This is a genomic window from Leuconostoc gelidum subsp. gelidum KCTC 3527 (assembly GCF_000166715.1).
GTDB classification, from domain to species: Bacteria; Bacillota; Bacilli; order Lactobacillales; family Lactobacillaceae; genus Leuconostoc; species Leuconostoc gelidum.
In genome coordinates, this window is record NZ_AEMI01000016.1 from 91,027 (window position 1) to 105,938 (window position 14,912).

Below are 14,912 nucleotides of genomic sequence, written 5' to 3' on the forward strand. Positions count from 1 at the left end.
GTGTCTTTCTTGTATTCTTATCTTTCATTTTAACAGATTAGATGTCATTCAGGAATGAACTGCTACACGCTTCATTTGTAAGGTTACTTTTATTTATGCTACAATTAGTCATAAACTATAGTACACTGAGGATAAGTAATAATATGTCGTATGCAATACATTGGGTAATGAGATGTTCATTCTACCAGTTGGCTTCATTTTAATTGGCCTTATTGCGATTATCATAGACAGAAAATTAAAAAAGATCGTTAAATAAAAAGATGGTGTGTCTCTAAAATGTTACTTAACATTTTAAGGCCACACCTTTTTTATTTTTAAAAATGAATAAGATTACACAAGTTTAATTCGTGACAACAAGGTGCGGTACACAATGGCAACAACATACACCCCAATCACACGATCTAAATAATCTGTACCCACCTGCACCAAGAAAACTGAAATTGATTGACTCAAGCCAAAACCATTTAGGACTTGAACAATCATGCTTGATCCAGATGATGTGATACCATGAAACAAGATCACTGTGATAATTGTACTAATAATCGTAGCTGGTATAGAGATGATAAGTGCAACCCACCAAATATTTTGAAAATCTGTTGGTTTAATTTTTTTATAAACAAATCCAGATATTAGCGCAGTCGCTATTTGACTGGGCATAAAGTAGATTGAGAAAAGATCTCCAGTAGTACCATTAACTAACGCCGTTAGAATGCCAGTGAATAGACCACCAATGGGTCCAAAAAAGGCACTCCCCAGCAAGGTCCCAATTGTATCCAAATAAATAGGTAAACGTGCATACAACGCAAGGTGACCACCGACAATGTTAATCACAATAAATAATGCAATTAACGCAATTTTTTGTGCTGAGACATGTTTTGTCATGATAACCGCTCCAAGTTGGTCGCAATATTATCTAACTCTTTTTCAATGTCAGCGGCATCCCTAATCAGTAGGCCACTAATAATGTATGACATGACAGCTTTAGCATCCACAGCTTGCAAAATCGTTGCGTTCGGTTTTTTTTGCCAAAAATTTGCACGGTCGACAATGCTTTGTCCAAGGGCAACCCCTTCAGTTACAACAGTTACATATTTGTCGATGCTCTGTACAAGTTCAGGGTGTAATGCATAAATAATTACTAATGGATCATTGATAACAGCCCCTAAAACATGCTCTTGTTGCCAATGAAAATCAAAATAAAATTGGATAATTTGAGCAACAAATGCGGATTTTTCTGCATCCAAATATTGCATCATCTGCAGCATATTTGGCGTGAATTCGAGTTTGCGCGTTACATCTAGTGGCACAAGCTCAATATTCAATGGACTATTTTGGAACACGTAATCAGCAGCATCAGGATCGACCCAGAAATTATATTCCGCTACAGGGGATGTATTGCCATTCGTCTGGTCAGCACCACCCATCACAATTAAGCGTGACACCCGTTGCCAGATATCTGGTTGTTGCTCAAGTGCTATGGCCACATTAGTCAGCGGCCCTAGTGCTAAGAACCAGACATCCTCATTTTCAGACAACAGCTTGGCGTACCCTGCCTGGGCATCGCGTTGGATCGGCTTAACGTCAGTCACTAAGGTCATGTTACTTTCGCCCAAACCATCGTCGCCATGCGTATCCTGTGCACTAACATAATCATGTTTTAACGGTAATTCTGCACCCGCAAAAACCGGGATATCCAATCGATTGGCTTCACGTAATACTTTCAATGCATTCTGAACACCAATTACTGTGGGCACATTGCCTTCAACAATGCTAATACCAATGACATCCAATTCTTGTGACCGCAAAGCCACAAGAATCGCCAAACTATCGTCAATGCCTGGATCAGCATCAATGATCACTTTTTGTTTTCGCATTATCTCTCCTACCTTTCAAGGTTACTTGGTTTTTTATCCTGGGCAGAAATTATTATACAAATTCCGCTTAGATACTTAATGCTCTTAAACAATGACAAATACTATTATACCAGTCTTACTTGATGTTTTTAAACTAATCATTTTTCTTAATCGATACATTGTATTCTTTATCTAGGGCTACAATAAGGCTACAAAAAACCACGTAACTTAATACGTGGTTAGTCCATTTTTTCAGGTAAAGGCAAATTACCAGCTTCAACATTTTCTTTCATCGTTTTGAAAGTTTCGATCAGATTATCAATGACTTGAAGCACATCATCTTCATCTCCTGAAATGTTGCCGTTTTCTATTTCATTCTCAAATCTGTTAAATGATACATTAGTGACATCAATATCATGTTTTTTGAAATAAAGCATGTAATCTAGTAACTCGGTCACACGTTCCTTGTCGTGAACGTGGTGTTTGCCTAAGAAGTTAAATACCGTGTTATCATCAGCTGTGATTTCGTCATACACCTGTCCGCCAGTCTTACCTAACACTAACCCTATGGCACGGTAAAAACGCCCAGCGTAGTTACTGACGTCTTGTAACAACAGGTTCTTGAATGATGATTCAGATATACCGGATATTTTAGAAACTTCATATCTAGTAGTGTTGTTTGATTTCAAATATTCATCTAATTTCATGATTTACCCCTTGTTAACTAAATACATATAAATCATATCGCTTCGGAAGCATAATCTTTCATGCGCATCCAGTGGATCTCCAGACCTATGACCCTCTGAATAAAAACTCTCGTCAATTCCGTTTCCGCGATAGTTTCGAGCATTAAAATGCTTGTTAACGTATGCCTTAGCTTCTTTGTAATTTTCTTCGCCAAATCTTTCAATAAAATAACTCATGTCGTTTACCTCTTCCTTAACCTTGAATTAAGTATACCATTATATTTAATGGTATACAATAGATTAATGTTACGGTTGTATTACAGTTAAATATAACGGCAAATATCATTAAGCGCTCATACGAGTTATTTCGTATTATTAGCTAGAGGAAATTAATATGAATAAAGAACAAACAATACGTGTGATTTTAAAGATCATGCCGCCGCGCACAATTAACAAGAAGACTGGAATAGATATCTACTTACTTGATGCGCACCAGAAGTATGGTGAACCTATTGGTGAATTAACCGAAGAACAGCAAGCTGCACTGGATAAATGGTGTGATTTGTTACAATAAAAAAAGGCCAACTGGATTTTCTAGCTGGCTTTTTCTGCGATTAATATTATCTATTAACCGCTAATTATTCTTTTCGATTGCATTTTTTATCAAATACATCCATAATTACGGTATCATTATTATTTTGAGAAGACACGATGCGATAAACTTCCTGTATTTTTTTATTGTTCCCACCCTTATTACTAACTTGACTACGAATATTTAGCGTAGTGTTAAAATACCCTTCACTAAATGGATTCGCAACACCTAAAGCTAAACACGGTTTATGTAGACGTAACAATGCATCAACTGATAAATTCATATACTTACCACCTGGAGCAACACGAGCATTACTGGTTAAAATTTCAGGAAGATAATCAATTATAGCCATCTTATTTTCAAAAGTTTCTGGCTGCCTATTTGATTTACCTTCGTAATAACAAAAATCTAATTCATTCCAATTTATTTTATTATTTTTAAGGTCTCTCCAAAAAGTTTTAGCGCCTAAAACACCATACTTCAAACCTAACAAATGTATAAAATGATATTTATGCATACAAATACACATTTCGTGTGTTTGATTTTTATATGAACCATAAGTATAAGTTATTGATTTATCAATAAAATTATTCTCAAAAAATTGTTGAGCATTTTTCCACTTTGAATAATATCCACGTTGAGAAATGTATGATTGTGTCAACTTTTGTTTTGTCATCTAATAACACGTCTCCAAGGACTTGTGAACCGTGTTATTATCATCGGAATAAGGTCCATTATTTTTTTATGTACGCAAGTGTTTTTAATAGTCCAGGGTAGACTCCTCTAAGACTGACGAAATCATCATCTTAGTTTATACTCCTCATTTTTAATCCGAGGTGGATTCTCTGAGCGTATTATTTATACCTCAGTAAGTGTTCCCTTTAGGTCACTTGCAACCTTATAAGATTAAACAAGACAGAAGAAAACAACAAATAGCAAGACGGAAACTTATCGATTTCTTCTAAGATCATAATACACAATTATAGTTAAAAATGCAAATATTCATTCTTAGTTAATATATTTACGTTAATTTATCTTTCTACAAATATAAAAAAGCCCAACCAGAAATTAATCTAGTTGGGTGTTTTTATATGCTATTTAATTATCCATTTTGTACTTCAGTCATTGGACCAGCCTTTAGCCATACTGGTTCGCCACCTATTTGTACTTCAACACTATCAGTATTTGCATCTACGTCACTAACCGTGAACACTTGACCAGCAAATGTGAAGTACGATGTACCTGCATTTGAGAAGTCTTGATCTTTAGTTGCGATACTATTCTTGTCTGTTTCGGTCAATGGGCCAACTGGAATATAGTTGTTGTAATCAACTGGCAATACAGACAATCCGTTATTTACTGCATACCAATTACCCTGATATTGTACTAAATCATCAAGCAAGAATGTTCCTGGTATTTTAACCTTTGAACCTTTTTCTAAATCTTGATCAGGCGCACTTGGACTAACGTTTGATGACTTACTTGGTGCAGCTTGTGAACTACCACCTGCATAGTGGAAAAAATGATATTCTGGTTGATTATCAAGTAACCAATAGGCATCATGGCCATGAATATTAATTGCACCATTTACAGCGCCAGCTGTATACCATGAACTATCAATAATATTAATACCATCATCTACAAATAGACCAGTATGGCTTACACCACCTGCACCAGATCCGTAGTTTTTTCCCCACAAGAAGATATCGCCATCAGCAATATGATCGCCATCAACTTCAACAAATCCTGCTGCTTCTAAATCAGCCTTCAAAGTACCAGTATAGTGCGCACGTTGCAAATAGTTAGCGTTCCATGCGCCGGCATGTTCCAACACGTGGTAAACAAAACCAGAGCAATCAAACCCCAGTGTACCGCCAATATCTTGACCATCACGTTCGTTCCATTCCATGCTATAAGTTGCACGTCCTAAATATGATTTTGCCACCTGTAACGCTGTTTGTGCATCATATCCCATGATTATTTTCCCTCGTCCTCTTCCTGTTTAATAGCTGGGTGCCAATCATGTAGCTTAGCTACTGCTTGCTCAATCACGGCATCGATTTGCTCATTGCTAAATAACTTGTCAATGTTGTTTGCAAATAGTCGCTGAATTAAGAAACTCTGTGCTGCTTTTTTCTTATCAACACTCGTCTCTGCATTATTTTCAGCGAACGTTACGGCTTGGTCAGCCCAATTTGAAAACTGAATCAAGCGCTTGTTTTTCGTGTTGGCATTGATAAATTTAATGGCAGCGTGTGCCACGGCTGTTAAAATGCCACTCGTCCACAATGCTACTAAAATGCCCATCATATCTGTCTTACTCATTTTTTCTCCTTCAAATAAAAAAGACGGCTTAGACCGTCTTCATCAGTTCATCGATTTTTTCAGTTAGCTTATTGACTTCACCACGCAAGGCTTCATTTTCTTGTGTCAAATTTTTATTATCGCTGCGTAATGAAGCAATTTCTTGGCTTAATTGTGATACCTGCGATGATAATTCCTTGACTAACGCGCCTTGTGTGGCAAACATCTCACTAACTGTATCATCATGTTTCTGGGTTGTGTCTTCTCGTTTACCACGCCATGCGAAATAGCCTGTGGCAATGGTACCAACTGCACCAAATATGAATGCTAACTGTTCAATGGTACTCACCACCTTTCAATTTATACCGTGGCTCTTCCCAAGCGCTAAATAGCACATTTGCCGTGATTACCGCAAATATAAATGGCACAATTGTCACGCTGCTGCGGTAAATGTCGTTCATCGCGTAGCTAACGGTTAATAGCGTCCACATGCCACCCGACAAGGCAATAAGCACTAATCTGATGTAGTGCCAATAAAAGTCCCACAGCGAGTTAACCAGCAGTGTGGCACCAATTAACAAATAGGCAATACCAACAGGCGCATCATCTAATAAACCAAGCGCTGGCGGCAAACGTAAATCGAGTTGCTGATAATGCAGCATGATGATGATGCCAATGATTATTTCTTCAGTGGCAATCGTCACCCACTGGCGATTTTTCCAAAAGTGTTTTTTCATCACGAATCCTGCATATCTTCTTTTTCGGCCGGCTTAGGAGCCTCTTGCAATTGTTCCTGTAATGTCTCCACTTGAGCTGATAACATGGCTGTTTCACGGTTCTTTTGGCTCAGTTGAAATAATAGGTTATTAATAACTTTTTCTGCGTCTAAGTTCATTATTCAGCCTCCTTAGGTGAACCAGTTGCAATTCCCATGATATCAGCTACTTGAAATACCTTAGCTCTGAAATCTGCTTCTTGTGCTTCCACATTAGCCTTATCAGCTTCATAGGCCACACGATCTTTGACTGCTAATTGAATTGAAACCGTGTCGTTTAAGTTGGCGTAACCAGTGGCTACCTCAACCCCATTCTTGTCCGTGTAACTTGAATTGAAATTTGCTGAAAACATGTGTAATCTCCTCTTTCTGTACATTAAAAGGCTAACCGCTCTGATTAGCCCCGTTTTAGTTCTGTAATTTGTGTTTGTAATGCTTTAATTGACTGGATTAAGTATCCTGTAATCGTGTATACGTCAACGCTTTTTCCGTCTTCACTGACCCAATCCTTTGGAATGTACCATTTGCCATTCACATCATCAATCATGGGTGATACGTGCCTATTATTGACATCATCGCCAATGAAGTTATATTGTTTGACATCTACTTTTAGTGTCTCATTTAAGGCGTATTCTTGATTAATGTCGCCAATATGCTCTTTCAAGCTAACCAGCGAAGATTGGGTAAGAGACCTCACACCTAAGTCAATCTGGTTACCGTTTGAGCCGTAGAAAAACATCTTGCCATTATCGTTTGAAACAATAGCATGCCCAGTATTCAGCGTGATGTTTCCTGAAATGATTGGGCTATCTGTTTGCACATTGGTATTACTGATATAAACTTTCACACCACTACCATCGTTAGCTGCAAGTCTCAATGTTCCGCCGGCATTAATGTACATTGGTTTGCTACCATGACCAGAAATAGCATCTGCAAGCACTGTTCCTGTAGTTTCTACACCATCTTGACCAACATAACTATAAGAAGATGCTTTATCTATTAGGGGTGAACCTGCCAAAAATGACACACTATAATCCGTCATGGTCATATAGTTATCATTCGAACCATCTGACCAATTTTTTGAAGACATACTGAAATAGTCAGGTGCTATTCTAAAATCAAAGTTGGCATTAGATGTTGAGCCATTAGTATGGGATATGTTAACTTTACCAGATGATATTATAGCCCCTTTTGTGGAATCTATGCTGTAGGTTACGTTACTCAAAATCATCTTATTATTTGCTGCAGTCGTTACTGTATCTGTTGCAACTGTTGAAGTGTTTAATATGAAACTAGTCTTATCCATATTTATAACATCAGACTTAATCACACCACCCGAAGCGATATTCATTGACCTGTTAACATTGAAATTGAATCCAGTAATTGTGTCACCTGTCAGTTTTGATACATCTAGATTAGCAATCTTAGCACTGGTAATGACAGCATTACCAATTTGTGCGGTTCCAATGGCACCATTAGCAATGTTGGCTTGGCCTACTGTAAATTCATTAGTGATTCTAACCTTACCATCTAATACAATATTCTTACCAGCAATCTGAACACCAGAACTATCCTGATTGATTAAACTAATAATCTTACCGTTGTTGTCTGTGATAGCTGAACTTATCTGTGATGACGTCTGTGTCTGAATACTTGTGGCTAACGTGCTACCTGAGACGATAGACGTTTTACTCAATGCTGTTTGAAAGTTAGCTGAGATGTTACCACTTGAATCACGCACAAAGTTGTTGATGCCGTCTGCGGTATTTTTGACTTGCGATACGGCACTATCAGTATCACCTACTGTCTTTTTCAAAGCAGTAAACGTTGTGTTGCCATCTAATACAATATTCTTACTAATCAGTGACATGCTGCTAGAATTTCCAACAATTCCACTGGTGATGTTGCCAATGTTATCGTTGATACCAATGCTCCAATTATCTTTTAATAGAGATAAAACTGTATCTGAATCAGTTTTAGTATTTATCTTTGCAATGAGTGAGTCACTGGTTTGAGTAATTGTTGAGTTAACACCATTAACAGCACTAGTGATTGAACTTGTTGTAAAGTCCTTAGAACTTTGCAAAGTATTAGAATCACCAGTTTTTCTATCAGTTATCTCTTGTTTAACATTACTATTCGTTTGACTGATTGTTGTTACTGAATCATTATCGTTTGCATACCAAGGAGACCAAGTTCCAGAATTGAGAGTTCTGACATAGGTTATCTTTACACCAGCAACACCATCATACCAAGCTGTTTGTTTAATACGACTAGTGTCTGAGGTTCCTTGTTCAACCATCAGATATAGCCATGAGCTTGATGTCGTTGGACCATTGGTCTTGGCTGCAGTTGTGTTAAAGAAGAACGAGCCTTGCTTAGTATAATCGTTAAAGTTAAGTGAAGAATATGGTTGCCAGAAAGTGGAGTTTTGCAAAGCTGGAATATCAGTACCTTGAACTTTGCTTAAAGCACCTTCTGCTGTTTGAACACGGGTTGATAAACCAGTGGTTGGATTAGAAACTATACTAGATACACCGTCTGCGGTGACTTTTACTTGTGCTAGGGCTGATTCTATATCCTCTGGAGCCGGGGTCCAATCAGTTGGTATATTACCTTTTTCAAGTTTTAATCCTACCTGTTGTACATTACCACCAATAGAACCTGTTGTTGGTTCAAAACGTATCGAACCAGTCAAACCACTAGTTTTTGTAAATCCAAAAGGCTGTGAATTTATTCTGACCCAGCCACTGTTTGCTGGTAGGTCTATTATTTTGTAGTTTTGTAATGACACCGAACCACCATAAAAATAAATAGCTATAGGACTCGTGCCAGTATTTCTAACCCAAGCAGACATGACAAATTTATCATCAACTGATTGTATAACGCCTTGACTTTCTAATGCACTATTATTATATTTAGGACCGCGCCATTGGCTAGCTGTTTGTACAGCGTCTAATCCTTGGTACACATCTTTTACTAAATCACCACCAATAACCCAATTACCATTGCCAGAAAAGTCTTTAGTTCCTAAAAATAGGTTTCTACCACCGACCGAAAGGTTATCAACCTTAGTAACAGTAGCATCAAACCCGTCAGCGCGTTGTTGTAATGTACTAATTGAACCTGATTGCTTACCTTGAATAGTTTGCAAATCACTTACAGTTTGCTTCGTTCCGCTGGCGTCTGATTCAATTGTGTTCATACGAGAATCTTGTGAGGTATCTTTTTGCTTGATAGCGACAATATCTTGTTTCGACTGGTTGGCTGTTTGTGTTACGTTGTTGACGTTAGTTGTCAACTCACCTGTCTTAGTGTTGTAATCACTCTGGCTAACCTTATTTTTCAGACCATCTACTGCGGTTTGTGCAGTCGTTTGTGCTGTACTGATACGACCGTTTGCGTCAGTCTTATAACTACTAAAGTCACTCTTAACGCCAGATACGGAGGTTTCGATAGTCCCCATTCTGGCGTCTTGCTTACCATCTTTCGTTTGAATATCAGTGATTGATTGCTTTGTTCCATTTACATCACTAGTGATTTGGTTAATCTTATCAGAGTGACTATCTTGCGTTGTCTCGATGTCACTTATGCTTTGCTTAGTTCCGTCAACATCACTTGATATACTGTTAATCTTAGAGGCTTGGCTCGTGGCTGTTTTTTTAATGTCAACAATATCCGTAGCCTGTGAATCAGCCGTTTGTTTAACCTGTGTATATTTTGTTGATAAATCGCCAGTCTTTTGGTCATAGTCAGTTTGTGATACTTTAGTTTCAACAAGTCCCAAAGCTTGTATTGCGTCTGTTTGTGCCTTAGAAACCTTGCCATCGTTAGTCGTCTGATACTGCGAGATGGTTTCTTTAATTTGGTTATCTTTAGTCGTGTAGTCTAAAACAACATCTTCTGGAGCTGGAGTCCAATCAGTCGGTATAGCGCCTATTTCTAACTTAGGTAATTTAATGTATACATCTAAAGCAACGTCAATACTATTAAAGTAAATAATAACTGGCTTTACGCCAGTAGCAGTAGCAGTTCCTGTTGATGAAACTCTAGTCCAATCTGTTGGAACGTTTCCAGATGGCTTATTAAATGGTGATGAGTATTCAATGCCAACCTGTGAATAAACACCGGTTCCTTTAATATCAAAACTAAATGCCCATTGTTGACCTTTTGTAATTATATTACTGACATTATTAACCTGTGAAAAATATATACCGGCATACTCTGAACCGCCCTTTGGTGATGTTATATGCCACATATTAGTAGTGCTATCATAAGTAACTTTGGTTGACGTTACAGGTTCATTCTTACCTACATCCCACGATAAGGTTTTTGAGTTTAATAGTAGGTTTCTACCACCGACGCTAATAGCATTAATCGTATCAGTAATGTCACTTTTAGCCTGATTAACTGCATTAGTGGACTTAGTGTCTAATTCACTAACTGCATTCTGTCGGTCTGTAACCTCTTTGGCTATTGTGTTTAGTGCGTCAGACTTAGCTTGATTAGCATAAGTTTGTGCTTGTGAATTAGCAGCAGCTACCGCAGCGTTACGAGCTGATGCCTCGCTGGCAATACCGTTTGTTAAGTCTGTTTTAGCAGCTGACAAGGCGTTCTGCGCTTGATTGAATTGAGATACTGCTTCACTCTTAGCGTTCGTCTCTGCTGTATTAGCTGCTTCCACTGCCTGTGACTTTGCTGTTGCAATATCATTTACTAGACCTTGCTTCACTTCTTCAACGTGTTCTTTGGCTTGTGTGACTGCGTCTAATACTTTTTTATTAATATCAGCACCCATTGATGGGTTAATTTTTTCAACCCACTCACCATCAGTATACGAATACATGTGAGTACCATCAGATAGTTTAACCCAACCTATATCACCCTCTACCACATTATCTGGTAAGTCTTGTACGCTATCAACAGTGTATGTTGTCGTTTTTCCATCAGCACTTGTTTGGGCATGAATTGCCTTTTCCTGTGCTGTTACCGCTTGTTGATAAGCAGCATCCGCTTGTGCTTTAGCATAATCAGCAGCTTCTTGAACTACTGTTACGTCCTTCTTGATTAAGGTAATGACATTAGCACTTTTGTTCATATTATCAGTGAAGATAGAACTAAATTCACCCAACACAAAGGTGTTAGTTTCAGGACTTGCAAATGATGTGCTTTTTTGAATAACCTTAGAAGTTACTAATATTTCAGGTTTCACATGAAAGTCTTGAACAGCTATGGTATCTCCTATACCAACGATTTGGTCGTGTAATGGTGTCACGGTATAGTTAAATCTAGGGTGATTGAAGATAGACATTTGAGCATTAGCCCATGTTAACAAGGCCTGTGGCTCACTTAATAGGGTGTTAGTAATACTACCCTCTAAGTACACTGGTTGTTGTTGGCTAGCACCTATTGCGTACTGTAGCCCGTTAGCGTTGTCATCAACAATATACTCCATACCATTGTTAACACTACCAATGTGACCCTTAGTTGGGTCTGTATCGTTAGTTAAACCTGTGACGTACAACTTAGTGTAAATCGTGTCTGATAATTCTTGGGCATTGATATTTTCAAAGCCCTTAGCTCCGCCATAACGGATTAATTCCCCATTGTCTTGACCAATATGACCGAAGTAAATAATACGGTCGGATATATTACCAGATTCATCTAATTCAATCCAGCTGTCCACGTCCACATCATATTTAGTTTGTAAATCTTGCAATACCGCTTGTAGGCTGGTATTTGTACTAACAGTGTAGTCAATTACAGTAGCTAAATCATCTTGAATGACTACTGAAAACGGTGCATTCTTGTAGAGGCTATTAACCACAGTCGGTAGATTAGCCTGTTTGAACGTTGTTTCAGCGTTAATAATCTGCTTACCTAACTCATAGATAGCTGTATTGACACCACTTATGGTTACGAAGCCACTATTACGGTCTGTTTCAGCAGTAATCACTTTCATCAAGTAGTAATGATTATTGACATCGTCGAAGTACATTAAGTAGTCGTTAGTTGATATACCACTACCTAAATCAGTAGCTTCAACACTAACCGTGATTGAGTGTCCCCATTGCTTAGCATTACCCTGCTTGTCGTACTCATTAAATGCCATTGCTGTTGAATTTGTAGGGTCTGAACTATTATCAGTGGCTATTTGTTGGGTAATTGTGTCAGCAAAAAAAGCGGTACTTCCTTGGCCGTTATTTAGGGTTAACTTACCCTTTACTTGTAGGCTTTCATTTAATACCGTATAAGCCATGTGCTTCCTTTCATTATTTCATTGCTGGTCGATAGGTGTATTTAACATTAGCCTTATCAGCACTTGGATAGAAGCTAATCTGTTCCTGTGAACCACCCTTTAATGCTGGGTAGGTACTTGCTGGGCTAAGGTATTGGTTAGCTAATGCACCATTAATATAGACATTTTCAGTTTCCACATCAATAGTGGCACTATCACCCGCATGAATAATTGTATGCGCCTTTTTTATGGCGTCTGCGGTCGTCATTCCAGTGACCCATAAATCGGTTACTTCTAGCACGTCATCTGAATATGACTTAACGTATTCATAACTAGCTGGTGTATCAGAAGTAGCAGGCGTTGTCTTGGTAATCTTATCCTCATGGATTGGTGCCTTACCGAAATAGTAACCTAATTGTCCCAACTTTGCGTCAAACCCATTAGGAATATTAAACGTTTCATCTAATACAATATTCCCTGTCTCTAATGCGCCTTTTATTTCTGCAACATTAAATTTAAGGGTGTTATCAATCTTAGTAATTTTTAAACTTCCCCAGAAATCAGTTAAGGCTGAACTGTCGTTATGATCTGGCTCTCTAGCTTCTGAAATAACCATACCAATTTCACTGGCACGACTAGAATTATCATCAACCCATTTACCATATTGGTGGTCTGTGGTTGTGAATTTCCAACCGTTTCCGTATCCAGGGTTAGGTGTACCAACATTGTGCCATGTTTCAATATATTCAGTTAAGCCTACTGATGATCCCCATACGTAGTTACGTTTCTTGATATCTTGGTAGGTTTCAAATGCTATTGGTTCATTCCAACCGTGATCTAATCTATTAGCACGTACCCAATCTTTTGATAGGGTGTCTACCTTAGTTTCTGTCGTGTATTGTTGTGGACCAGTTGCCTTACCATTGGCATCACGTGGTGTCTTCCATTCTTCGGTAGTTTGTTTCGTGTGTACCCATTTATTAGCATATTGCGCGGTTTTATTTCCGGCACTGCGGTCATACCATGACGCATCATATAGGACTTGCGTGAAATCGGTTGTCACACGCCTGTCTACAGTTAAATTGCTTGATATTGAAGTGTTTAATGTCACATCATAGCCATGCTTATCAACTAACTGGGCACGCGCCCATGCTGTGTTACCAGTTCCCCAGTAACCAAATCCATTAGCTAAATTGGCTTGTTCCTCAGCTACTGTTTTGCCAAACAAAATATAAATATAAGTTAATCCACCAGAGCCATAATCTTGAATACCAAATCTACCAATCTTATGACCGTCAGTGCTTAATAAGTAGGTTTCAATACGTTGGTAGGCACGATCATAGTACCGTCTGTGGATTAATCGCGTACTCATGTAATAATTACCATTGGCACCAACATTAAATTTCTTGGTTAGTAGTAAATTACCAAACATAGTAGCTTGACCTGTGTAATCTTTTGGTGCTACCCAAAATTTATCATTCAATATTGACTGACTTGTTGAACCCATTGCCATAGTGCCGTCTGTTGTTACATCAGCATTAGCAAGCGCAAATGGTTGGGTGTTCATGTTTGTTACTTGAGTTAAGGTTGCTAAATCTTCAAATGGTTCCCTGTAGACAACCGGCATGAGGTCCTGTGTATTAGTATTATCAGCATACCCAACAAATACACTCTCACCTTTTGAATTGACGTAGCCAAAGTTATTGCTATCAGCCGTGAAATTAAACTGATAAATTGGCTTAGCTGTATCATTACCTAGCGGTGTAATAGCTAGTTTATTTTGATTGTCTGCGGACCCAACTTCACTAGCTAAATAACCATGTGGGTCACTAGCCGTGAATTGTAAGGTTAGGGTAGAATCCCATGCGCCTTGGCCAATGTAGGCTGGTTCAGGTATCGATGTGAAGTGTCCGTAATAAGTCCGTTCAGGAAACGCACCAAAAACAAGTGGTACCTCAGTGTTACCAATTTGAATGAGGGTATTGCTAATCTGCTCAACATTCTTAATATACTCATCAGCACTAGTTGCAATGACTGTTACAGGTATATTGAACACCTTGGCACCATAATTATTACCTAGCCACCGTTGACCGTACATACCAGATACATTCTGGGTCATCTCACTGATAGTTGGTGTAATTGGTAGGCTCACATGACCAACCATTATTCCTAAATCACGTGAGTTAATTCCTATTGCGCCACTTTCAAAGTTACGGCCAACAACAAATTCATCATCTTCTGGGTTAGGGTATAGGCCATCAATAATTGCCTGGTCAACTGCTATTAGCTCATTAGCCCCCTCGCTTGGCTCTACGTAGGCCATTTGACTAGGTTCATTACCATTTAAACTTGTATCATTTGCAAAGTTAGTATCTGGTGCATTAACATTGTCATTTGGTAAGGTTGTATTCTGTATGTCTGTTGCCATTTTTTACCCCTTTGTTTTATGTACGAAAAAAGGACT

The 14,912-nt window shown here is 38.4% G+C and carries 14 protein-coding genes; 1 reads left to right on the forward strand and 13 read right to left on the reverse strand.

The features are described 5' to 3' along the window. Positions 1-330 precede the first annotated feature (330 nt). From EUI_RS0103820 to EUI_RS0103835, 4 genes are all read right to left on the reverse strand, one after another. Complete coding sequence (locus EUI_RS0103820) at positions 331-882, reverse strand: ECF transporter S component (protein WP_010016205.1); 552 nt, start codon at positions 880-882, stop codon at positions 331-333. Beyond that, positions 879-1,874, reverse strand: a complete 996-nt coding sequence (locus EUI_RS0103825; RefSeq protein ID WP_010016206.1) for a nucleoside hydrolase — start codon at positions 1,872-1,874, stop codon at positions 879-881. Before EUI_RS0103825 ends, EUI_RS0103820 begins: the two co-directional genes overlap by 4 nt. Before the next feature lie 218 nt (positions 1,875-2,092). Beyond that, complete coding sequence (locus tag EUI_RS10675) at positions 2,093-2,560, reverse strand: hypothetical protein (RefSeq protein ID WP_010016208.1); 468 nt, start codon at positions 2,558-2,560, stop codon at positions 2,093-2,095. Positions 2,561-2,563: 3 nt separating this feature from the next. Continuing rightward, positions 2,564-2,776, reverse strand: a complete 213-nt coding sequence (locus EUI_RS0103835; RefSeq protein WP_010016209.1) for a hypothetical protein — start codon at positions 2,774-2,776, stop codon at positions 2,564-2,566. Between the two features lie 157 nt (positions 2,777-2,933). Between EUI_RS0103835 and EUI_RS0103840 the strand changes: the two genes are divergently transcribed. Next, positions 2,934-3,113 carry a hypothetical protein gene (locus EUI_RS0103840; protein ID WP_010016210.1) on the forward strand — a complete coding sequence of 60 codons (180 nt, stop codon included), beginning with the start codon at positions 2,934-2,936 and terminating at the stop codon, positions 3,111-3,113. 64 nt (positions 3,114-3,177) lie between these two features. Here the strand turns inward: EUI_RS0103840 and EUI_RS0103845 are convergent, their stop codons facing one another. From EUI_RS0103845 to EUI_RS0103885, 9 genes are all read right to left on the reverse strand, one after another. Beyond that, positions 3,178-3,807 (reverse strand): PBECR4 domain-containing protein, encoded by a 630-nt coding sequence (locus EUI_RS0103845; protein WP_010016211.1) that lies wholly within the window; start codon positions 3,805-3,807, stop codon positions 3,178-3,180. 426 nt (positions 3,808-4,233) lie between these two features. After that, entirely contained in the window at positions 4,234-5,106 is an 873-nt protein-coding gene (locus tag EUI_RS0103850; RefSeq protein ID WP_010016212.1) for a peptidoglycan amidohydrolase family protein, read from the reverse strand. A gap of 2 nt (positions 5,107-5,108) precedes the next feature. Next, positions 5,109-5,456: a phage holin, LLH family gene (locus tag EUI_RS0103855; protein WP_010016214.1), complete on the reverse strand. Its 348-nt coding sequence runs from the start codon at positions 5,454-5,456 to the stop codon at positions 5,109-5,111. Between the two features lie 28 nt (positions 5,457-5,484). Then, positions 5,485-5,784, reverse strand: coding sequence for a hypothetical protein (locus tag EUI_RS0103860; RefSeq protein WP_036083259.1), 300 nt, complete (start codon positions 5,782-5,784; stop codon positions 5,485-5,487). Then, the gene (locus EUI_RS0103865) at positions 5,771-6,172 is read right to left on the reverse strand and encodes a hypothetical protein (RefSeq protein WP_010016216.1); all 402 of its coding nucleotides are present in this window, start codon (positions 6,170-6,172) and stop codon (positions 5,771-5,773) included. Before EUI_RS0103865 ends, EUI_RS0103860 begins: the two co-directional genes overlap by 14 nt. Beyond that, complete coding sequence (locus tag EUI_RS10615) at positions 6,172-6,330, reverse strand: hypothetical protein (RefSeq protein ID WP_010016217.1); 159 nt, start codon at positions 6,328-6,330, stop codon at positions 6,172-6,174. Before EUI_RS10615 ends, EUI_RS0103865 begins: the two co-directional genes overlap by 1 nt. Further along, complete coding sequence (locus EUI_RS0103875) at positions 6,330-6,563, reverse strand: hypothetical protein (protein ID WP_010016218.1); 234 nt, start codon at positions 6,561-6,563, stop codon at positions 6,330-6,332. Before EUI_RS0103875 ends, EUI_RS10615 begins: the two co-directional genes overlap by 1 nt. Before the next feature lie 44 nt (positions 6,564-6,607). Beyond that, positions 6,608-12,469, reverse strand: a complete 5,862-nt coding sequence (locus tag EUI_RS0103880; RefSeq protein WP_010016220.1) for an autotransporter adhesin — start codon at positions 12,467-12,469, stop codon at positions 6,608-6,610. A gap of 13 nt (positions 12,470-12,482) precedes the next feature. Further along, on the reverse strand, positions 12,483-14,876 hold the full coding sequence (locus EUI_RS0103885) for a distal tail protein Dit (RefSeq protein WP_010016222.1): 2,394 nt from the start codon (positions 14,874-14,876) through the stop codon (positions 12,483-12,485). Positions 14,877-14,912: the final 36 nt, after the last annotated feature.

Bases quoted from the DNA above. Each gene is read 5' to 3' on its own strand.
- EUI_RS0103820 (WP_010016205.1), bottom strand. From the start codon at position 882: ATGACAAAACATGTCTCAGCACAAAAAATTGCGTTAATTGCATTATTT.
- EUI_RS0103825 (WP_010016206.1), bottom strand. From the start codon at position 1,874: ATGCGAAAACAAAAAGTGATCATTGATGCTGATCCAGGCATTGACGAT.
- EUI_RS10675 (WP_010016208.1), bottom strand. From the start codon at position 2,560: ATGAAATTAGATGAATATTTGAAATCAAACAACACTACTAGATATGAA.
- EUI_RS0103835 (WP_010016209.1), bottom strand. From the start codon at position 2,776: ATGAGTTATTTTATTGAAAGATTTGGCGAAGAAAATTACAAAGAAGCT.
- EUI_RS0103840 (WP_010016210.1), top strand. From the start codon at position 2,934: ATGAATAAAGAACAAACAATACGTGTGATTTTAAAGATCATGCCGCCG.
- EUI_RS0103845 (WP_010016211.1), bottom strand. From the start codon at position 3,807: ATGACAAAACAAAAGTTGACACAATCATACATTTCTCAACGTGGATAT.
- EUI_RS0103850 (WP_010016212.1), bottom strand. From the start codon at position 5,106: ATGGGATATGATGCACAAACAGCGTTACAGGTGGCAAAATCATATTTA.
- EUI_RS0103855 (WP_010016214.1), bottom strand. From the start codon at position 5,456: ATGAGTAAGACAGATATGATGGGCATTTTAGTAGCATTGTGGACGAGT.
- EUI_RS0103865 (WP_010016216.1), bottom strand. From the start codon at position 6,172: ATGAAAAAACACTTTTGGAAAAATCGCCAGTGGGTGACGATTGCCACT.
- EUI_RS10615 (WP_010016217.1), bottom strand. From the start codon at position 6,330: ATGAACTTAGACGCAGAAAAAGTTATTAATAACCTATTATTTCAACTG.
- EUI_RS0103875 (WP_010016218.1), bottom strand. From the start codon at position 6,563: ATGTTTTCAGCAAATTTCAATTCAAGTTACACGGACAAGAATGGGGTT.
- EUI_RS0103880 (WP_010016220.1), bottom strand. From the start codon at position 12,469: ATGGCTTATACGGTATTAAATGAAAGCCTACAAGTAAAGGGTAAGTTA.
- EUI_RS0103885 (WP_010016222.1), bottom strand. From the start codon at position 14,876: ATGGCAACAGACATACAGAATACAACCTTACCAAATGACAATGTTAAT.